Origin of the sequence: Ensifer sp. BR816 (assembly GCF_000378985.1) — a bacterium.
In the GTDB taxonomy this organism is placed as follows: Bacteria; Pseudomonadota; Alphaproteobacteria; order Rhizobiales; family Rhizobiaceae; genus Sinorhizobium.
Genome location: NZ_KB905370.1, coordinates 123554 through 144446, shown reverse-complemented (window position 1 = coordinate 144446; position 20893 = coordinate 123554). Strand labels below are relative to the sequence as shown.

General features: G+C 63.2%; 17 protein-coding genes. 13 read left to right on the top strand and 4 right to left on the bottom strand.

Features of this window, described 5'->3' with window-relative positions:
• Positions 1 to 147: 147 nt before the first annotated feature.
• The 6 genes from RHIBR816_RS0100690 (at position 148) to RHIBR816_RS0100665 (ending at position 7682) form a co-directional block, all read left to right on the top strand.
• On the top strand, positions 148 to 921 hold the full coding sequence (locus RHIBR816_RS0100690) for an N-formylglutamate amidohydrolase (protein ID WP_018234606.1): 774 nt from the start codon (positions 148 to 150) through the stop codon (positions 919 to 921).
• A gap of 107 nt (positions 922 to 1028) precedes the next feature.
• Positions 1029 to 2576, top strand: coding sequence for an amino acid permease (locus tag RHIBR816_RS0100685; protein ID WP_018234605.1), 1548 nt, complete (start codon positions 1029 to 1031; stop codon positions 2574 to 2576).
• 88 nt (positions 2577 to 2664) lie between these two features.
• Positions 2665 to 4029, top strand: a complete 1365-nt coding sequence (locus RHIBR816_RS0100680; protein WP_018234604.1) for a glutamine synthetase family protein — start codon at positions 2665 to 2667, stop codon at positions 4027 to 4029.
• Between the two features lie 209 nt (positions 4030 to 4238).
• Positions 4239 to 5624 (top strand): aldehyde dehydrogenase family protein, encoded by a 1386-nt coding sequence (locus tag RHIBR816_RS0100675; RefSeq protein WP_018234603.1) that lies wholly within the window; start codon positions 4239 to 4241, stop codon positions 5622 to 5624.
• Entirely contained in the window at positions 5621 to 6766 is a 1146-nt protein-coding gene (locus RHIBR816_RS0100670) for an iron-containing alcohol dehydrogenase (RefSeq protein ID WP_018234602.1), read from the top strand. The genes RHIBR816_RS0100675 and RHIBR816_RS0100670 overlap by 4 nt, the downstream gene beginning before the upstream one ends.
• Positions 6767 to 6965: 199 nt before the next feature.
• Positions 6966 to 7682, top strand: coding sequence for a ParA family protein (locus RHIBR816_RS0100665; protein ID WP_018234601.1), 717 nt, complete (start codon positions 6966 to 6968; stop codon positions 7680 to 7682).
• Positions 7683 to 7753: 71 nt separating this feature from the next.
• Here the strand turns inward: RHIBR816_RS0100665 and RHIBR816_RS0100660 are convergent, their stop codons facing one another.
• Positions 7754 to 9043, bottom strand: a complete 1290-nt coding sequence (locus RHIBR816_RS0100660; RefSeq protein ID WP_018234600.1) for an FAD-binding oxidoreductase — start codon at positions 9041 to 9043, stop codon at positions 7754 to 7756.
• Between the two features lie 182 nt (positions 9044 to 9225).
• Positions 9226 to 10662, bottom strand: a complete 1437-nt coding sequence (locus tag RHIBR816_RS0100655; RefSeq protein ID WP_018234599.1) for a L,D-transpeptidase — start codon at positions 10660 to 10662, stop codon at positions 9226 to 9228.
• Positions 10663 to 10911: 249 nt separating this feature from the next.
• Between RHIBR816_RS0100655 and RHIBR816_RS0100650 the strand changes: the two genes are divergently transcribed.
• The 3 genes from RHIBR816_RS0100650 to RHIBR816_RS0100640 all read left to right on the top strand — a co-directional run bounded on the left by RHIBR816_RS0100650 (position 10912) and on the right by RHIBR816_RS0100640 (position 12638).
• Positions 10912 to 11754 carry a DUF4432 family protein gene (locus RHIBR816_RS0100650; RefSeq protein ID WP_018234598.1) on the top strand — a complete coding sequence of 281 codons (843 nt, stop codon included), beginning with the start codon at positions 10912 to 10914 and terminating at the stop codon, positions 11752 to 11754.
• Between the two features lie 72 nt (positions 11755 to 11826).
• Positions 11827 to 12165 carry a TIGR01244 family sulfur transferase gene (locus RHIBR816_RS0100645; protein ID WP_018234597.1) on the top strand — a complete coding sequence of 113 codons (339 nt, stop codon included), beginning with the start codon at positions 11827 to 11829 and terminating at the stop codon, positions 12163 to 12165.
• A 266-nt stretch (positions 12166 to 12431) separates the two neighbouring features.
• Complete coding sequence (locus RHIBR816_RS0100640) at positions 12432 to 12638, top strand: hypothetical protein (RefSeq protein ID WP_018234596.1); 207 nt, start codon at positions 12432 to 12434, stop codon at positions 12636 to 12638.
• Positions 12639 to 12701: 63 nt separating this feature from the next.
• On the opposite strand, the gene RHIBR816_RS0100635 is transcribed toward RHIBR816_RS0100640, so the two are convergent.
• Both RHIBR816_RS0100635 and RHIBR816_RS0100630 read right to left on the bottom strand, forming a co-directional pair.
• Complete coding sequence (locus RHIBR816_RS0100635; protein WP_026186501.1) at positions 12702 to 14348, bottom strand: thiamine pyrophosphate-binding protein; 1647 nt, start codon at positions 14346 to 14348, stop codon at positions 12702 to 12704.
• Between the two features lie 73 nt (positions 14349 to 14421).
• Entirely contained in the window at positions 14422 to 15375 is a 954-nt protein-coding gene (locus RHIBR816_RS0100630) for an alpha/beta fold hydrolase (protein ID WP_018234594.1), read from the bottom strand.
• Positions 15376 to 15630: 255 nt separating this feature from the next.
• On the opposite strand from RHIBR816_RS0100630, the gene RHIBR816_RS0100625 reads away from it, so the two are divergent.
• From RHIBR816_RS0100625 to metF, 4 genes are all read left to right on the top strand, one after another.
• Positions 15631 to 16401: a ribonuclease T2 gene (locus tag RHIBR816_RS0100625; protein WP_026186500.1), complete on the top strand. Its 771-nt coding sequence runs from the start codon at positions 15631 to 15633 to the stop codon at positions 16399 to 16401.
• Between the two features lie 117 nt (positions 16402 to 16518).
• Positions 16519 to 18168 carry an energy-dependent translational throttle protein EttA gene (gene ettA, locus RHIBR816_RS0100620; protein WP_018234592.1) on the top strand — a complete coding sequence of 550 codons (1650 nt, stop codon included), beginning with the start codon at positions 16519 to 16521 and terminating at the stop codon, positions 18166 to 18168.
• 316 nt (positions 18169 to 18484) lie between these two features.
• Complete coding sequence (locus RHIBR816_RS0100615) at positions 18485 to 19504, top strand: metalloregulator ArsR/SmtB family transcription factor (RefSeq protein WP_018234591.1); 1020 nt, start codon at positions 18485 to 18487, stop codon at positions 19502 to 19504.
• A 2-nt stretch (positions 19505 to 19506) separates the two neighbouring features.
• Positions 19507 to 20439, top strand: a complete 933-nt coding sequence (gene metF / locus RHIBR816_RS0100610) for a methylenetetrahydrofolate reductase [NAD(P)H] (protein WP_018234590.1) — start codon at positions 19507 to 19509, stop codon at positions 20437 to 20439.
• The last annotated feature ends 454 nt before the right edge of the window (positions 20440 to 20893 follow it).

The window sequence follows — 20893 nt, the reverse complement described above, 5'->3', positions numbered from 1 at the left end:
TTGCCAGCTTGAAGGAAATTAAACATCGCAGCCGCAATCGGAGTCAATCAAAATCTGAAACGATCTCTTCAGTTTTTGATTGACACCCGCCGATTCGTGAAGAATTCTTTTCATTGTGAGCGTCTGACGAGGCAATGGGGGCCGGTTTTGACGGGGCTTTTGACGCAGGCAGAAGGCGACCCGGTCGCCATTGAGAATGCCGATGCGGAGGGAAATTTCCTCTTCGTCTGCGAGCACGCGTCCAGCCGACTGCCCGAACGTCTCGGAACGCTCGGGCTTCCCAAGGAAGCGCTTGAGAGCCACATCGCCTGGGACCCGGGCGCGCTGGCGGTTTCGCGGCTGCTGGCCGGGAAGCTGGACGGCACGCTCATCCATCAGCGTTTTTCGCGCCTCGTCTATGACTGCAACAGGCCGCCCGAGTCCGATGCGGCCACGCCCGTCGTCAGCGAAGTCTACGAGGTGCCGGGAAACCGGACGATGTCGGCTGCGGAGCGCCAGGCGCGCGTCGACGAAATCTATTTGCCGTTCCACGATGCGGTGTCCGCGTTCGTCGTCGGCCGCAAGGCGGTAGGTCGGCAACCCATCCTCGTCACCATGCACAGCTTCACGCCGGTCTATTTCGGTAAGCCGCGCAGCGTGGAACTCGGCATCCTGCACGACGCCGACAGCCGGCTCGCCGATCGCATGCTGGCGGTCGCCACCACTGGAGGGGTCGCATACGACATCCGCCGCAACGAGCCCTACGGGCCGGCAGACGGGGTAACGCACAGCTTGATAGAATACGGCGTCCGTCATGGGCTGCCGAACGTGATGATCGAGATCAGGAACGATCTCATTCGCAACGAGATCGGCCAAAGGGTCATGGCCGATTATCTGGAAGGGTTGCTCGCCAGAAGCGCGGCCGCCCTTCCGAAACAATAAAAGACCCAGGGGAGCGGCAAAGCCGCGGTTCCTGTTCCCGTGCCGGAACAGGTGGTGACGTGACCTTTCGCAATAGCGCGCCGGGTCAGGAGAAACAGGGGAAAAAGATGTCAGACTATTCCGAAACCGATAAGAAGCAGGATCTGCACATCCTGCATTCGATGGGCTACGCTCAGGAACTGGAACGGCGGATGAGCCAGTTCTCGAATTTCGCCGTGTCCTTCTCGATCATTTGCATTCTGTCAGGCGGCATCAACTCGCTGGCGCAGGCGACCGCCGGTGCAGGCGGAGCGGCGATCGGCATCGGCTGGCCGCTCGGATGCTTCATCTCGCTCGTCTTCGCCGTCGCCATGGCGCAGATCAGTTCGGCCTATCCGACCGCCGGGGGGCTCTATCATTGGGGTTCGATCCTCGGGAACCGCTTCACCGGCTGGCTGACGGCGTGGTTCAACCTCCTCGGCCTGGTCACGGTTCTCGGCGCCATCAATGTCGGCACCTATTACTTCTTCATGGGCTCGTTCGGGACACCCTATTTCGGCCTGGAAGACACGACGATGACCCGCATCGTCTTCCTGGCGATCATCACCGGCGCGCAGGCGCTTGTGAACCACATGGGCATCGGCCTGACGGCGAAGCTCACCGACTTCTCGGGCTATCTGATCTTCGCCACCTCGATCCTGCTGGCGATCGTCTGCCTTGCGGCTGCCGACACCTACGAGGTCGGGCGGCTGTTCACCTTCTCGAACTATTCGGGCGAGGCGGGCGGCAACGTCTGGCCGCAGACTTCCGGAACCTGGGTGTTCCTGCTCGGCCTGCTTCTGCCGATCTACACGATCACCGGCTATGACGCTTCGGCCCATACGTCGGAGGAGACGGTCAAGGCAGCGGAATCGGTGCCGCGCGGCATGGTCTCCTCGGTGCTTTGGTCGGCGCTTTTCGGCTACATCATGCTGTGCGCCTTCGTGCTGATGATCCCGAACATGGACGAGGCTGCCAAGCAGGGCTGGAACGTGTTCTTCTGGGCAATGGACGCGCAGGTCCATCCGGTCATCAAGGACATCCTCTACCTCGCCATCTTCGTCAGCCAATGGCTGTGCGGCCTGGCGACGGTCACCTCGGTCTCGCGCATGATCTTCGCCTTCTCCCGTGACGGCGGCCTGCCGGCCTCCAAGCCGCTCTCGAAGGTGAGCCCGACCCACCGGTCGCCGGTTGCGGCCATCTGGACGGGTTCTGTCCTCTCGGTGCTGTTCGTCTGGGGCTCGTCGCTCGTCTCGATCGGCGAAACGCCGGTCTATACGATCGTCGTCTCCTGCACCGTCATCTTCCTGTTCTTCTCCTTCGCGATCCCGATCACGCTCGGCCTTTTCGCCTGGGGAACCTCGAAGTGGGACAAGATGGGCCCCTGGAACCTCGGCGAGGGCATGTTCAAGCTCTTCGCCATCCTGTCGATCATCGCGATGGTGCTGATCTTCGTCCTCGGCATCCAGCCGCCGAACGACTGGGCTCTCTACATCACCGTCGGCTTCCTGGTCGTCACCGGCATTATCTGGTTCGGTTTCGAGAGCCGCCGCTTCCGCGGGCCGCCGATCGGTGCTGAGGTCGCGCGCCGCCAGGCGGAGATCGCCGCCGCCGAAAAGGCCGTCGGCGAGGTCTAGGACAATATCAAGAGGGGCGGAGGTCGCGCCTGCGATCTCCGCTTTTTATTTGCGGCTACACCGCGCCGAAACATGGGATTGAACTTTCATGAGCTACTCGTTCGAGGAATTGAAAGAGGATGTCGCTAGTGGGCGCATCGACACGGTGCTCGCCTGCCAGGTGGACATGCAGGGCCGCCTGATGGGCAAGCGTTTTCACGCGCAATATTTCGTCGACAGCGCCTGGAAGGAAACGCACAGCTGCAACTACCTGCTGGCGACCGACATGGAGATGGAGACGGTGCCCGGCTACAAGGCGACCAGCTGGGAGAAGGGCTACGGCGACTACACGATGAAGCCGGACCTTGCGACGCTGCGGCGCATCCCCTGGCTGGAGGGCACGGCGCTCGTTCTCTGCGACGTCCTCGATCACCATACCCATGAGGAGGTGCCGCATTCGCCGCGCGCCATCCTCAAGAAGCAGATCGCGCGGCTCGAAGCCATGGGCCTGAAAGCCTTCATGGCGAGCGAGCTCGAATTCTTCCTGTTCGATCAGTCCTACGAAGATGCGCGGCTTTCCGGATACCGCGACCTCCATCTCGCCAGCGGCTACAACGAGGACTACCACATCTTCCAGACCACCAAGGAAGAAGACGTGATGCGGGCGATCCGCAACGGCCTTCAGGGGGCGGACATTCCGGTCGAGAATTCCAAGGGCGAAGCCTCCGCCGGCCAGGAGGAGATCAACGTGCGCTATGCCGACGCGCTGACGATGGCCGACCGGCACGCCATCATCAAGAATGGCTGCAAGGAGATTGCCTGGTCGCGGGGCAAGGCGATCACCTTCCTGGCCAAGTGGAACTATTCCGCCGCCGGTTCCTCGTCGCATGTCCACCAGTCCCTCTGGAGCGTCGACGGCAAGACGCCGCTGTTCTACGACAAGGAGGGGCAATACGGCATGTCCGAGCTGATGCGGCAGTACGTGGCCGGGTTGCTCGCCCATGCGAGCGAGATCACCTATTTCCTGGCGCCCTACATCAATTCCTACAAGCGCTTCATGGCAGGCACCTTCGCGCCGACGAAGGCGATCTGGAGCAAGGACAACCGCACCGCCGGCTATCGCCTTTGCGGCGACGAAACCAAGGCGATCCGCATCGAGTGCCGCGTCGGCGGTTCGGACCTCAACCCTTATCTCGCCTTCGCCGCCTTGCTCGCGGCCGGCATATCCGGCATCGAGAACAAGATGCAGCTGGAAGCGCCTTTCATCGGCGACGCCTATCATGGCAAGGACGTGCGCGAGATTCCGCATACGCTCAGGGCGGCAACCGAAGCCCTGTCGGCGTCGAAAATGCTTAGGGAAGCGTTCGGCGAAGAGGTCATCGACCACTACGCGCGCGCGGCCCGCTGGGAGCAGGAGGAATATGACCGGCGCGTCACCGACTGGGAGGTCGCGCGCGGGTTCGAAAGGGCGTAGAGGAAAACCCCTCCCCAACCCCTCCCCACAAAGGGGAGGGACTCCCCTTGCCGCCCCGTCTTCTCCGGCCTGAACCGCCGCCACTTGTGGAGACGTTTCGTTGGGCGAGGCGATGCTGCCCGTAAGTCCCTCCCCCTTGTGGGGAGGGGTTGGGGAGGGGTAGTTGCGAAGACGAAGGTTCACTTGAAAGCAGAAACAGGAAGACGATCATGACGATGATCAGATGCATTTCGCCGGTCAATGGCGAGGTCTATGCCGAGCGGCCGGCAATGCCGCTCGAGCTCGCCAAGCAGGCAGTCGCCCATGCGCGGCTGGCACAAAAGAGCTGGGCGAAGCGTCCGCTCGACGAGCGCGTCAAGTTGGTGCTCGCCGGCGTCGCGCGGCTCAATGAGATGGTCGACGAGGTGGTGCCGGAGCTTGCCTGGCAGATGGGCCGGCCGGTTCGCTATGGCGGCGAATTCAAAGGCTTCAACGAGCGCTCCAACTACGTCGCCTCGATCGCGGCCGACGCGCTGAAGCCGCTCGTCGTCGAGGAGAGCGATCGCTTCGAGCGGCGCATCGAACGCGAACCGCATGGCGTCGTCTTCGTCGTCGCGCCGTGGAACTACCCCTATATGACGGCGATCAACACGGTGGCGCCGGCGCTGATGGCCGGCAACACGGTGATCCTCAAGCACGCCAGCCAGACGATCCTCGTCGGCGAGCGCATGGTGCGGGCTTTCGTCGAGGCAGGCGTGCCGGCGGACGTCTTCCAGAACCTTTTCCTCGACCACGAGACGACCGCGGCACTGATCGCCGCCAGGAGTTTCGACTTCATCAACTTCACCGGCTCGGTCGAGGGCGGGCGCTCGATCGAGCGTGCGGCCGCAGGCACCTTTACCGGCCTCGGCCTCGAACTTGGCGGCAAGGACCCCGGCTATGTGATGGCGGACGCCGATCTCGATGCCGCCGTCGACACGCTGATGGACGGCGCCACCTATAATTCCGGTCAGTGCTGCTGCGGCATCGAGCGCATCTATGTGCATGAATCGCTCTATGACGCTTTCGTCGAGAAATCGGTCGCCTGGGTTTCCAACTACAAGCTCGGCAATCCGCTCGATCCGGAGACGACACTCGGGCCCATGGCCAACAAGCGGTTTGCCGCAACCGTCCGGAACCAGATCGCCGATGCCGTCTCCAAGGGCGCCAAGGCGCTGATCGATCCAAAGCGTTTCCCTGAGGACGACGGCGGCGCCTATCTCGCGCCGCAGATTCTGGTCGATGTCGATCACTCGATGGAGTTCATGCGCGAGGAAACCTTCGGGCCGGCGGTCGGCATCATGAAGGTGAAGAGCGACGCCGAGGCGATCGAACTGATGAACGACAGCCAGTATGGTCTTACCGCATCGCTTTGGACAAAGGATGCCGAGCGCGCCGCTAGCATCGGCCGCGAGCTCGAGACCGGCACGGTCTTCATGAACCGCGCCGACTATCTCGACCCGGCCCTCTGCTGGACCGGCGTCAAGGAGACGGGTCGCGGCGGCTCGCTCTCGATGCTCGGCTTCCACAATCTCACCCGCCCGAAATCCTACCATCTGAAGAAAGTCACAGCATGACAATCACCGCCAACTGGAGTTACCCGACCGCCATCAAGTTCGGCGCCGGCCGGATCAAGGAGCTTGCCGACCATTGCAAGGCCGCCGGCATGAAGAAGCCGCTGCTGATCACCGACCGCGGGCTTGCGCCGATGGCGATCACGCAGAACGCGCTCGATATTCTGGAAGCTGCTGGCCTCGGACGTGCTATCTTCGCGGACGTCGACCCGAACCCGAACGACGTCAATCTCGAAGCCGGCGTCAGGGCGTTCAAGGATGGCGACCATGACGGTGTCGTCGCCTTCGGCGGCGGCTCTGGCCTGGATCTCGGCAAGTGCGTGGCGTTCATGGCGGGCCAGACCCGGCCGGTCTGGGATTTCGAGGACATCGGCGACTGGTGGACGCGCGCGAGCGTCGAGGGCATCGCGCCGATCGTCGCCGTGCCGACGACGGCGGGAACCGGCTCCGAAGTCGGCCGCGCCAGCGTCATCACCAATTCGGCGAGCCACGTGAAGAAGGTGATCTTCCATCCGAAGTTCCTGCCGGCCGTGACGATCTGCGACCCCGAACTGACGGTCGGCATGCCGAAGGTCATCACCGCCGGCACCGGCATGGACGCCTTCGCCCATTGCCTGGAGGCCTATTCGTCGCCCTTCTACCATCCGATGTCGGCCGGTATTGCGCTCGAAGGCATGCGGCTCGTCAAGGAGTACCTGCCGCGCGCCTATAGGGACGGCACGGATATCGAGGCGCGCGCCAATATGATGAGCGCCGCGGCGATGGGGGCGGTCGCTTTCCAGAAGGGCCTCGGTGCGATCCACTCGCTGTCGCATCCGGTCGGCGCGATCTACAACACCCACCACGGCATGACCAATGCCGTGGTGATGCCGCCTGTGTTGCGCTTCAACCGGTCCGCGATCGAGGAAAAGATCGCGCGCGCGGCCGCCTATCTCGGCATCGCCGGTGGGTTCGGAGGCTTCTACGACTATGTGCTGCAGTTGCGCGAGGAGCTCGGGGTTCCGGACAAGCTCTCCGCTCTCGGCGTCGGCACCGACCGCATCGATGAGATGGCCGAGATGGCGATCGTCGATCCGACGGCCGGTGGCAATCCGGTGGAACTGACGCTGGATGCGGCGAAGACGCTTTTTGCCGAATGCATCTGAGCGATCCGCATTAATTTTTTCGAAGCCCGGGAAACGTTGATTTCCCGGGCTTTTTCATGCGAAGGCCGCCAATCGCCGGGTCCTCCGGTTAATCTTTGCCGGTCAAAATTTCCATTTTGTTAACCATGTTCTGAAAGGTTCTCTTAATCGAACCTGCTCCGAGCGGAGGCGACGGGCACCGAGAGAATGAGGTGGTAAGATGGCGGTCATTACATTGGCCAACGCGAAGGGCGGCGCCGGCAAGACGACGGCAGCCCTGATCCTGGCGACGGAACTGGCCCGTCAAGGCAACCGTGTGGTGATCCTGGATGCCGATCCGCAGCGGTGGATCACCAACTGGTCGGAGATTTCCGGGCATATCGCCAATCTCGAAGTGATCTCGCACATCACGCCTGCGTCGCTCCCCTGTCATATCCGCGAGCTGAAGGACGAGGCCGACTACATCATAATCGACCTCGCCGGGGCGAGGGACGCAATCGTCGCGCTGGCGCTCGGGCTTTCCGATCAGGTGCTGATCCCGGTGCAGGGCTGTGCCATGGATGCGCGCGGCGCGGTCCAGATCCTGGAGCTCATTCGCCAGATCGAACAGAAGGCGAGGGTGCGCATCAATCACTCGGTGGTGCTGACGCGTGTCAATTCGTTGGTAACGACGCGGGCGCTGCAGGCGATCAAGGCGCTGCTTGCTTCGCGCGGTGTCGCGGTCCTCGATACGCCGATCATCGAACGCGCCGCCTATCGCGAGATCTTCGAATGCGGCGGGACATTGCAAACGATGGATGCGAGCCGCGTCAGCAATCTCGACAAGGCACGCGAAAATGCCTTTGCGCTTGCAAGCGAGGTCCAAGCCTTGCTGCCTGTCACGGCACGCCGCGCGCTGATGTCTCGCTTGCGTTCGGCCTTGCCGCGCGCCGCTTGAGTTTCAGCTCTCCAATTGCCTCCCAAGGCCGACCGGAATTGACGAAAGTCGTTCCGGTCGAAATCTTTTCTTCAGAGCCGCCGGTCGATGAGATGCTTTGCCTGGGCGCCGGCGTGATAGAAGGCGGATTTCAGGTTCCGCCAAGGGTCGGGCGTGATCGGCGTCTCGGCAAGTGGGATTGCCGAAGCGTCGCCCGTGACATACCGGGCAAGCGCGCGCCCGAAGACGGTGCCGGGGGCAATGCCGCGGCCGTTGTAGCCGCCGACGGAAACGACGTTCGGCGCAAGCACGTGCATGACCGGCAGGTGATTGCTGGTCATGCCGATGCGGCCGTCCCACCAATATTCGAAGCGGAAATCGCCGATATAGGGAAAGAGCTTGCGCACCGAGCGCGCGGCAAAGGCGCGATGCGTCCCTTCGGCCATCGCGTCGAGACGGCCGATCGAGCCGAAGATCAGCCGGTTCTGCTGGTCCATGCGAAACGACGTCATGACGAGGCCGGTGTCCCAGGCGCCCTGGCGCTCGGGCAGGATTCGGCTCGCGACCTCGCCGGGAAGCGGATTGGTGGCGAACTGGAAGTAGGGAAGGACCGTCAGTTCCTGCGTCTGGGCCTTCCACGGCACGTTATCGACGAGTGCGCCATAGGCCTCGGTGGCGACGATGACATGCCGGGCAATAAGCGTGCCTCGGCCGGCCGTCAGCTTCCAGACGTCGCCGCGATGTTCGGCGGCAACGAGTGGTGTTTCTGTGAAGATCTCAGCGCCTGCAGCAAGCGCTGCCCGTGCCAGCCCCCGCGCATAGGCAAGCGGCTGGATCGTGCCGGCCCGGCGATCGAGCAATGCGCCCGTGAAGCCTTCGGCGCCCGAAAGCGCATGGGCCTTGTCGGCTGGAAGCGCCTCGACGGGGGCGCCGCGCTTCTGCCACTGGGCCTCGCGCTCGGTGATCTCCTTCAGCCCCTCGGGCCCGACGGCCATGTGCAGCGTACCGTTGCGCACCACCTCGCACTCAATGCCGTGACGAGCGACTAGGTCGTAGACGAAGGCGGGGCCGTCCCCCAACTCGTTCAGCAAGCGACCGCCGGCTTCGGCGCCGAGCGTGGCGATCAGATCGTCCGGCTTTACCCACATGCCGGCATTGACGAGGCCGACATTACGGCCAGAGCCGCCATAGCCGATCATGCGCGCTTCGATGACCGTGGCTTTGACGCCCATTTCGGCGAGATGAAGTGCGGCCGAGAGCCCGGTGAAGCCGCCGCCGATGATCGCCACATCGCTCGCCACGTCGCCCGTGAGCGGGCCGGTTTCGGGAGCGGCCGGTGCCGTCGCGTGCCAGAGATTGGGAAGAGGGCGCTCCGTTGCCATTGCCGGCATTCCTTTGCGGTGATCGAGGGGTTCCTTGCCTTTGATAGAACCATCGGAGCAAAGTTTTTCATGACAATGTTTCATGAAGTCATGAAGTCATGAAGTCCGGCAATGCCGGGACAAAGCGAAAAGGTCGGGCGACCCTCGCGCGCCGCCGCCCTATCTGTGGCGGAGGCGAACTCTCAATAAGGAGTCAAAACATCTGCTGAGTCGGCTGAAATCGGCGCCCCCGGCTCGTCGACGAACTCGACGGTTACGCCGACGCTGACCATTTTACCGAGCTCGGTCGCATCCCAATTGGTCAGGCGGATGCAGCCGTGGCTTTGGGTTTTGCCGATCTTCGACGGATCCGGGGTGCCGTGAATGCCGTAGGTCGGCCTAGAGAGCGCAATCCAGACGGTGCCCACCGGGCCGTTCGGTCCCGGCTGCAGCGTCAGGATCTTGTCGTTGGCGCCTTGCTGGAAATTGATCTTCGGATTGTAGGTGTAGCCCGGGTTGAAGGCGATCCGCTCGACGGAGACCGTGCCCGACGGTGAAGGCGTATCGGCCGAACCGATGGTGGCGGGGTAGGCGACGATCAGCTTGCCGGCGTCGTCATAGGCAAACACCTGCTTGCGGCCCTTGTCGGCGATGATCCGCGCCACCTTGCCCGCTTTATTCGGGCCGGGGTTGATGACCTTGATCGTCGTGCCCGGAATGGAGAAGTCGACGCCCGGATTGAGCTCGCGCAGATAGTTCTCGTCCATATGGAATTTCTCGCCGAGCATCTCGGTGGTCGACGTGAACGAAAGGTGGGGGAGCTGCGCCTTGTGGGCATAGTCTTCCGGAATCGCGGCCACATAAGGACCGGCGGCGTCGGCAGCGGTGATCGTGTAGGTGGTGATCGGCAGGCCGCCGTTGAAGCGCAGCCGCTCGAGAATGTCTTCCGTGTTGTTCGGATCCAGTATCTCGCCGGTCGCCTGCTGCCAGGCTTGCATGGCCTTGGTGACGTTCGATCCCATCTTGCCGTCAATGACGCCGGGCGAGAAGCCCTCGCGGTCGAGGAAAACCTGAAGGGCGGTAATTTCGGCGCGCGACTTGCCCTTCACGTCGATTGCCGGCGGCATGGGCTGGCTCAGCGGCTCCTGGTATTGCGGATCATAGGCAGCCTGTTCTTCGCCAAGGGTCGGAAGGCTGTTCGGAAGCTCTTCGCGTTCCACCGGGGCGGGCGAAACGTCGCGATAGTCCGGCACCGTGCCGGTGAACTCGCCCGGTTCGGAATAGCCATAGCCGCGGTCGCGCCGGTTGGAATAGCCATTGTCGCCATATTCGCGGCGACGGACACCGTAGCCGTCATTCGGCACGACGGTGGCGACGATATTGCCCCAGGGATCCACGAGCACGGTGCGGCCGCGGCGGTCGCGCACCGCCTGAACCTCGTCTGGCCCGGGCACATAGTCGAGAATATCGCCCTCGGGCGTGACCAGCATCACATCGCCGCCCCAATAGCCGCCCTCCTGGGCGCGTGCGGGCACGAGGTCCACGGCGAGAAGGCCGAGTGCGGCGAGAAGCGAAAGGCCGGTGCGGGTCGCTGACACGAGAGAACCTGTTTTCGTGGTGGTTGCTTTGCGGCGGTACATACCGATTCCGACGTTAATGTGAAAAAAGTGAATTCATCATGAACAGTCCCTTAAATCCTAGTTAAGCCAGCGCCCGCGCCTTTGCAACAGATGCCTGCCGCCGAAGGATCCCGACTGCCGGTCGACGGCATTGAATTCATAACGTTTTTCTTCCCGGTTGGTTCAATTCGAAGGATGGCCCCTCATGGCCCGGGCGCTGCGCTATCATGTCCTCGCCCTTGCTGATTCTGGATGCCGTGGGAGAGAAGAATGCAGACCATCCTGAGTGCCGATAGCGGCGCGGACAGCCATCTCCTGTTCGACCGATCCTCGGCGCTCGACATCGCGGCCTTCGTCTCGGCCGGCGTCGATCTCTCGCCGGGAGCTGCGATCCCCTCCGACGGCGACCGGCGTATCGATCGTGCGCTGGCCGGCTTTCTCTTCACCTGCGGTCCCGACCACATCCGTCATCCGGAACCGGTCGAGGGGCGTGGCGGCCATGTCCGCTATCCCCTGCACGGGTCGCTCGCCGGAACGCCGGTCAGCCGGACGGAGATGTCCCTCGACGGATTGCGCTGCTCGGCGCTCACGGAAGTCGATCTCGCCTGCGGCGGCAGGGCGGCAATCGAGCGCGTTTGGCAGGTTGATGAGCATGGGCACGGCGTGATGCTCACCGACCGCGTCGTCAATATCGGCGCTTCCGCCTTCGCGCCGATGGTGATGTATCATATGAACATCGCCGGCGGGCTGCTCGGCGATGAGACCCGGATCGAAAGCGCTTCGCTGGAGGGCGGTTCACTGGCCTGGCGTTTCGGTGAAGGCGAGAGCGCGCATTTCTGTCGGGCCGCGGTCGCCGGCGACGAGAGATGGGCGGAGGTTTCGCTTTCTGCGCTGCCGGGGCTTCAAGGGCGATCCCTCGATGTGCGGTTCCTGACCGATACGCTGCCGTTCCTGCAGATGTGGCGTTGCCAACGCGGCGGCGCGAATGTCATCAGCATCGAGCCGGCATCGCATCGTCTGGCCAAGCGGATTGAGCTCGCGGCAAGCGGCGAACTCGATCTGCTGGAGCCCGGGCAGTCGCGCGACTATGCGCTTGCCTTCGGCGTCGTCTGAAATCGCTTCGCGATTGACGGCGACGGGGCTGCGGCCTACACCAAGGCAACGCAGTCTTGAGGAAGCGACATCATGGACATTCGCCAGATCAACGATGAATATTCGGTCTCCGGCCAGATCTCGGTCGACGACCTTGACGAGATCAAGGCGCTCGGTTTCAAGTCCATCGTCTGCCACCGTCCGGATTTCGAGGCTCCTGATCAGCCGACCTTCGATGCGATTGCCGCGCGCGCCCAGGAACTCGGCCTGGAGATCGTTCATATACCGGTCGGCCCGATGGGCGTGACGGCCGACGCGGTGACCCGCATGGTCGACGCCCTCGACGAATTTCAGCGCCCGATGCTCGGCTACTGCCGTTCCGGCGCTCGCTCGACGGCCGTCTACCAGCAGACGCAGCATATTCGCAGCTAGGCCGACGCGCCGATCGTTCCTCGGCGGGCAGTGAAACAGGCGGACGGCGGCTTTTCACTGTTTCCGACGGGCATTCGGTGCTATATTGGATTTGTTCGATCGAGGGTGCCGGCGCCCTTTGAAGATCGTTCGCTTGGAGCGCGCTTGGCCCAAACAAGCGCGCTTTCGCGTTTCTGACGCCGTTCCTGCTTGTTGCGCAATTGTTGGCATTCGCCGTCCCGTCGGGACGTGCAGGTCTCGGCGGGCAGCTTTAGAAGAGATCGGCCATGGATCCTTTCAATAGTTTCAGAGACTATCCAATTCTTCCCGGTCACGTGGCGATCCTTGAAGGCGTTTGGCACCGCGCGCTGGAAGAGCGAAACCTGTCGATGGGCAGCGAGGAGGCCGACCAACTCGCCAGGAAAATCGCCAAGCTTTATCAGGCCGGTGTCAAAGAACCGGGCCAGCTTTGGGAGATGATCCGGACGGTCTGAAAGTGCCAGGACTTGCCGACACCCGCTCCAGGCCGGGCTCTCATTCAGGCGCCGTCTTTTCCATCAGCCGTTGCGTATTTCGCTCAGCGTCCGTGTCGGCGTGATTGCCTCCGGATCGAGCTTGATCTCGACGATCGCCGGCTTGCCGCTGGCGCGCGCCCGGAGAAACGCAGCGGCGAATTCCTCCGTCCGTTCCACCGTCTCGCCATGGCCGCCATAGGCGCGTGCAAGCGCCGCAAAATCCGGGTTGGTCAGGTCCGTGGCGCTGACACGGCCAGGATAATCCCGTTCCTGGTGCATGCGGATCGTCCCGTAAATGCCATTGTTGATGACGAGCACGATGATCGGCAGGCTATAGCGGACGGCGGTGGCGAATTCCTGGCCATGCATGAGGAAGCAGCCGTCGCCCGCGAAGCAGATGACCTCGCGGTCGCGATGGAGGTGTTTCGCCGCGACCGCCGCGGGCAAGCCGTAGCCCATGGAGCCGGAGGCCGGCGCGGCCTGCGTGCCGTAGCGGCGGAAGCGGTGGAAGCGGTGCAGCCAGGTGGCGTAATTGCCGGCGCCGTTGGTGAAGATCGCGTCCGGCGCCGTATTCGCCTCGATCCAGTTCATGATCGGCCCCATCTGCACTTGGCCCGGTCCCGTCTCCGGCGCTGTCGACCATTTGAGATAGGTCTCGTGCATGGCGGCGGTGCGCTGCGCCCAGACCGGCTCTTCCGCAGGTGCGATCTGTGCAAGGGCGGCGACGAAATCGCGCGGGCTCGCGGCGATCGCTAGATCCGGCCGATAGACGCGGCCGAGTTCGGACGGATCGGGATGGACATGCACCAGCGTCTGCTGCGGGTAGGGGACGTCGACGAGGGTATAGGACGAGGAGGGCATTTCCGAGAGGCGACCGCCCAGAAGCAGGATGAGATCGGCCTCCTTGATTTCCTTGGCCAGGGCCGGATTGACGCCGATGCCGACATCGCCGGCGTAGTTCGGGTGCAGATGGTCGAACAGCATCTGGCGACGGAAGGAGCAGCCGACCGGGAGATGCCAGCGCTCGGCGAAACGCTGGAATTCCGCGACGCTTTCGGCCGACCAGCGCGTGCCGCCGAGAATGGCGATCGGCCGCTTCGCCTCCACGAGGAAAGTCGCGAGGCGGGCGACCTGGCCTGGTCCCGGATGGCTTTCGACAGGCTGGTAGGCGCGGGCGGCGGGGGCTTCGGCGCTCTCGGTGAGCATGTCTTCGGGCAGCGTCAGCACCACCGGGCCGGGACGGCCGGAGGTCGCGACGGCAAAAGCGCGGGTGACGAATTCTGGGATGCGCGCCGGATCATCGATCTCCCCCACCCATTTTGCCACCTCGGTGAGGGCGCGGCGGTACTCGATCTCCTGGAAAGCCTCGCGTTCGCGGGCGTCGCGCTGCACCTGGCCGATGAACAGGATCATCGGGATCGAATCCTGGCGGGCGACGTGGAGACCGGCCGAGGCATTGGTGGCGCCGGGGCCGCGCGTGACCATGCAGACACCCGGTTCGCCGGTCAGCCGGCCCCAGGTGTCCGCCATCATCGCCGCACCGCCCTCCTGGCGGCAGACGACGACGTCGATGTCGGTATCGTAGAGCGCATCCAGCACGGCGAGATAGCTCTCGCCCGGCACGCAGGAGATGCGCCTGACGCCGTTTGCGACCAGCGCCTCGACCACCAGTTGACCACCCGTTTTCATCTCTGCGCCTCCCAATGCTTTTTTCTTTGCTGCGAATTCATTCCACGCCGTCGGAATCCAGTGGCGAAGTCCGTCATGCTCGTACGCCCACGCGGCTTGCTGAGCCGAGGGCCTGAGCGCACCAGGCGGCAAAATCCTCCGTCGCCCGCTCGCGGCCGATCTCGTTCAGCGTCTCGTGGCGCATGCCGTCCTGTATCGCAACGGTGACATTGGTCATGCCGCAGGCCTTCATGCGGCGGCCGAGCCAGCGAACGGCTTCGCCGTTCAACGTCGATGGGTCGGCGCTGCCGCCGACCAGATGGACCGGCAGATTCGTGGGCAATTGGGTGAGCCGATCGCGGCGCGCGCCGGCAAAGGCAAATCTGAACACGTCGATCCAGAGCGACACACTGGCATCGAAGCCGCAGAGCGGATCGGCGATGTATTTGGCGACTTCGTCCTCGTCGCGCGACAGCCAGTCGAAATCCGTCTTCCGGCCAGCTATGGCCTTGCTCCAGGCACCGAAGGTGAGCTTCGAAAGCAGCATGCTCGGAACATCCGAGCCCTTCAGCATCCGCTCGATGGCAAGGATGGCCTGGCCGCCGCGGCCGGCAATGCCGGGACGAAAGTTGGAGTTCCAGACGGCCAGCGCATCATAAAGCGTCGGGTCGGCCTCGGCGGCATTGAGTGCGATCAGTCCGCCCATCGAGTGGCCGAAGAGCACGACCGGCAGTCCGGGATGATTGGCGACGGCCATCTCCCGCACCGCGCGAAGATCGGCAATCACCGTCTCGTCGCCTTGCCGCTTGGCGAACAGGCCAGGCTGCGCATCCGGCGCGCGGCTCTCGCCATGGCCGCGATGGTCGTGTGCGTAGACATGGAAACCGTGCCTGGCCATGGCTTCGGCAAAGCGGGCATAGCGGCCGGAATGCTCGGCAAGCCCGTGGCTGATCAGCAGGATGCCCCGTTCCGCGTCGACAGCGGGCCAATGGCGCCAGCCGAGCGTCGCGCCTGTGGGACTCCGAAGCGTCCTTACCTCTCCGAACATGCCTCACTCCCGGACAAATCTTCAGAACCCAAATGCGCTCGCAGACCGAGCCAGGATTTTCCAGTTGACGGGCGGGCGACTCCGCCCTGCCGACCACTCCGCGAGATATCAAATCGATTTGGCGGACAAAGGCAATCGCCGCTTGTTGCTTGTTGCGCATGAGATCAGAACGATTCCTGAGAGGCATATTAGGGGTTGCAAGTTTCCCGCTTTTGTTGATATTTTGTTCTTGTTTTGTTTTTCTTGGAGGCCAATATGGCAGTGCGGGCTATGGTACATATGGTGAGAGTTGCGGTGCTTGCTCTGGGCTTGGGGCTATCCTCCCTCGCCGCCGCGGAGGAGGCATCGGGCGAAGAGGCGGCGTCGCCGGATAGCGGGGCGACGCAATATGTGCTGGCAGTAAGCTGGCAGCCGGGCTTTTGCGAGACGCGGCCGACACGCAAGGAGTGTGTGGAGCAGACCTCGGACCGCTTTGATGCGACGCATTTCTCGCTCCATGGTCTTTGGCGCTTGAAGAAGAGCTATTGCGGCGTGGAAGCGGAGCTAAAGACGCAGGATCGCAAGGGCGACTGGCTCGACCTGCCGAAGCTCGCGATGAAGGACGAGACCGCCGCGCGCCTGCTCGTCGCCATGCCGGGGGTGAAGTCCGGCCTCGACCGGCACCAGTGGCTGCGCAGCGGCACCTGCCAGACCGACAATGCCGAGGACTATTTCACGCTGCAGCTTCGTCTTCTCGACGAGTTGAACGCATCCGCCGTGAGATCGCTCTTTGCCGACAGGATCGGTTCGGAGATCGGTGAGCAGCAGATCAAGGCAGCCTTCGACCAGAGTTTCGGGGCGGGGGCTGGCGACCGGGTGCGGATGCGTTGCCAGACCGTCGGCGGCCGCAGCTTGATCACCGGGCTGACGATCGGGCTCTCCGGCGACCTCGCGGGCAAGACGGATCTTGCCGGCCTCATCAGGGCGGCGGGGCCGACCGAGTTCAAATGCGCAAAGGGGATCGCGGACGCCGCCGGGCGGGGCTGAACGGGGAGGCTTATCGCAGCGAAGGAACGGCGCGGGCAGGCCTTTGGCGATTGCCCCGCCACCATAATTCGCCTACATAGCGGGCAAATTTTCCCTTCCGATGCGGAGCATTCCTTCATGGCACGTCAGTTCATCTATCATATGGCCGGGCTCAACAAGGCCTATGGCAACAAGAAGGTCCTGGAGAACATCCATCTGTCGTTCTACCCGGACGCGAAGATCGGCATTCTCGGCCCCAACGGCGCCGGTAAGTCCACCGTTCTGCGGATCATGGCCGGGCTCGACCACGAATATACCGGCGAAGCCTGGGTCGCCGAAGGCGCCACCGTCGGCTACCTGCCGCAGGAGCCGCAGCTCGATGCGCAGAAGACCGTGCTCGAGAACGTCATGGAAGGGGTCGCCCCGAAGAAGGCGATCATCGACCGCTACAACGAACTGATGATGAACTATTCCGACGAGACTGCGGAAGAGGGCGCCAAGCTCCAGGATATCATCGACAGCCAGAACCTCTGGGACCTCGACAGCCAGGTCGAGATGGCGATGGACGCGCTGCGCTGCCCGCCGGGCGACGCCGAGGTCACCAATCTGTCGGGCGGAGAGAAGCGCCGCGTCGCGCTTTGCAAGCTGCTCTTGTCACAGCCGGACCTGCTGCTCCTCGACGAACCGACCAACCACCTGGACGCCGAGACGATCGCCTGGCTCGAAAAGCACCTGCGCGAATATCCGGGCGCCGTGCTGATGATCACCCACGACCGCTACTTCCTCGACAATGTCACCGGCTGGATTCTCGAGCTCGATCGCGGCCGCGGCATTCCCTATGAGGGCAACTACTCCGCCTATCTGCAGGCTAAGGCCAAGCGCATGGCCCAGGAAGGTCGTGAAGAAGCGACCCGCCAGAAGGCGATCAGCCGCGAGCAGGAGTGGATCGCCTCGAGCCCGAAGGCCCGGCAGGCCAAGTCCAAGGCGCGTATCCGCGCCTATGACGAGCTGGTCAGGGCAGCGGCCGACAGGCGTCCGGGTGACGCCCAGATCATCATTCCGGTCGGCGAGCGGCTCGGCCAGGTGGTCATCGAAGCGGATAACATCTCCAAGGGCTATGACGACCAGTTGCTGATCGAAGGGCTGAGCTTCAAGCTGCCGCCGGGCGGCATCGTCGGCGTCATCGGCCCGAACGGCGCCGGCAAGACGACGCTCTTCCGGATGATCACGGGCCAGGAGCAGCCTGAAGAGGGCGCGTTCCGCATCGGCGAGAGCGTGCAGCTCGGCTATGTCGACCAGAGCCGTGACGCGCTCGACGGCAACAAGACGGTGTGGGAGGAAATCTCCGGCGGCAACGACGTCATCAAGCTCGGCAGACACGAGGTCAATTCGCGGGCCTATTGCTCGTCCTTCAACTTCAAGGGTGGAGACCAGCAGCAGAAGGTCGGCACGCTGTCGGGCGGCCAGCGCAACCGCGTGCACCTCGCCAAGATGCTGAAGTCCGGCGGCAACGTCATCCTGCTCGACGAGCCGACCAACGACCTCGATACGGAAACGCTGGCGGCACTCGAGGACGCGCTCGAAAACTTCGCCGGATGCGCGGTGATCATCAGCCACGACCGCATGTTCCTCGACCGCTTGGCGACCCACATCCTCGCCTTCGAAGGCGATAGCCATGTCGAGTGGTTCGAAGGCAACTTCGAGGACTACGAGAACGACAAGATCCGCCGCCTCGGTCCCGACTCGGTCAACCCGAAGCGGGTGACCTACAAGCGTCTGACACGGTAAGCGGCCCGGGGCGATGCACCCGCGTCGGGTACGGCGCCCGAGGTGGCGTAGCTGTTCCGGAGCGGGCACCGTCATGCCGGGAACGGACCGGGAGCGTTGGAGGCCAGGGTCTGACCTCCACGCTGCTTGGCTCATGACCTCATGGCTGCCGCGTTCGACCAGCGCGGGGCTGCGTCATCGTTGCACGGCCGGACCGTAAGGTCTGGCCGCTTGCGTATCTTGGGAGCGTCATGTCCTTGCCAGTCCGCGCAAATCCCGCTTGCGCGCCGCTCGTAAATCACATAAACATATCTTTATGTGTTGATGGGGATCGGCAATGACGAATCGTGGATCGCTTGGCTTGGATGCCTTGGTCGACGTCTTGAAAGCGGCGGGGGAGCCGACGCGCATGCGTCTCCTGGCGCTGCTTGCCGCCGGCGACCTTACCGTTACCGATCTTACCGAAATTCTCGGCCAGTCGCAGCCGCGCATTTCCCGGCACCTGAAGCTGCTTGCGGAAGTTGCGTTGATCGACCGCTACCAGGAGGGCGCCTGGGCCTATTTCCGTCTGCGCCAGGAGGGCGGGCGCGTCGCGCTCGTCCGTGAGCTGCTTGCGGCGGCGGCGGCCGACGATGCGATCCTGGCGAGAGATTCGACCCGGCTTGCGACGTTGAAGAAGGCGCGCGCCGAGAAGGCCCAGGCCTATTTCAGCCGCAATGCCGCCGAGTGGGACGAACTTCGACGGCTGCATGTCAGCGAAGGCGATGTCGAGATGGCCCTCAAGGCGATGGTCGGCGACGAGCCGGTCGACAGCCTGCTCGATCTCGGCACCGGCACCGGCCGCATCCTGCAACTCTTCGAGGGGCTCTACCGGCGCGGCATCGGTGTCGACGCCAGCCGCGACATGCTCGCAGTGGCGCGTTCCAATCTCGACAGGGCCGGCATCACCAAGGCCTCGATCCGCCACGGCGACATCTTCAACTTGCCGCTTGACGGCCAGTCCTTCGATCTCGTGACGATCCATCAGGTGCTGCATTTCCTGGAAGATCCCGAGGCGGCGATTGCTGAGGCGGCGCGCATGCTCATGTCGGGAGGGCGGCTGGTGATCATCGATTTTGCCCCCCACGGTCTCGAATATCTACGCAACGAGCATGCTCACGCCCGCCTCGGTTTTGCGCACCAGACGATGACCGATTGGCTGCAGAAGGCCGGTTTGATGCTCGAGAAGACGACCGATCTTGCGCCGGAAGGCGCGGAAGAGGGGAAGCTGACGGTTACGATCTGGTTGGCGCGCGACCAGCGGGTTGCCGACGTGGCCGACTTGCCGCGCCAGCGCCTACAGGCAGGGGGAATTTGAGAATGAACGCACGGACGCTTTACCCCGCGGAGCGCGGCAACCTCAGGCTTTCGTTCGAATATTTCCCGCCGAAAAACGAAGAGATGGAAATCCAGCTTTTCCAGACCGTGGCGGATCTGTCGATCTTTACGCCGGCCTTTCAAACGGTCACCTATGGTGCCGGCGGTTCGACCAAGGCGCGCTCCCTGACGACCGTCAAGCGCATGATCGCCGAACTGGGGATCGACAACACGGCAGCGCATCTGACCTGCGTCGGCGCGCCGAAGGCGGAGGTCGATGCGGTGATCGACGAGTTCATCGCCTGTGGCGTTCGGCATTTCGTCGCGCTGAGAGGCGACCCGCAGGGCGGCATTGGCAGTGCCTACCAGCCGTTTCCAGGCGGCTATGAAAGCTCGGCAGCACTCGTCAAGGCGCTCCGTGCCCGTGGCGATTTCGAGATTTCGGTCTCCGCCTATCCGGAAAAGCACCCGGAGAGCCCGGATGTTGCGGCCGATATCGACATGCTGAAGCGCAAGGTCGACAGCGGTGCCACCCGAGCGCTCACCCAGTTCTTCTTCGACAATGACGATTTCGAGCGCTACCTCGAGCGGGTACGGCGCGCCGGCGTTCAGATCCCGATCGTGCCGGGTATCCTGCCGATCAACAATCTCACGCAGGTGATACGGTTTGCCGGGCTTTGCGGGTCGAAGGTGCCAGATGCAATCATTTCCCGCCTCGCTCATCTCGACGACCAACCGGACGAGCGCTTCAAGGAGGCAAGCCATATCGCTGCCGAACAGATTGTCGATCTTGCGCGTCGGGGCGTCCGCGACTTCCACCTCTACACGATGAACCGCTCGCCGCTCATCGCGGCCGTCTGTGACCTCGTTGGTTATGTACGCCGGCCGGCCAGGCGCGCGACCGCGCCGTCCTACCAAGCCGTAGCCACGGCGTAGTTCTCGTCGGAGCGAATTCCGAATATTTGCGAAGCCTGCTGCAGCGTCCTTTGTGCGTCTGATAAGACGCACGGCGCTGTAGAATCCAAAGGTAAAGCCCATGAACGCGTTCCGTTCATGGGCTTAGCTGTTTCGCAGCTCAGACCGGGTGCTCGTAGGGCGCGGCCTGCCTTACCTGATTGCTGCAAATTGGACTTCCGAAAGTTTCAGTCCCTTTCGGCTTGGACTTTAAGCGGCCTCTTCTCAGACGAAAAGCATCACGGCCACGAATGCGAACGCTGCACTGATCATGAGGACATTCAACGAATGTGTAAGTCCCATAGGATCCTCCCTGCGTTGACCGGTAAAACATAGGGCGAAAATCTGGCGCGTGAAAGCGAAACTTGTGCTGCAGCGCGAAATCGCCCTTGCCAAGCTCGCATATTCACAGGCCCAAGCATATGAATTCGCTTCT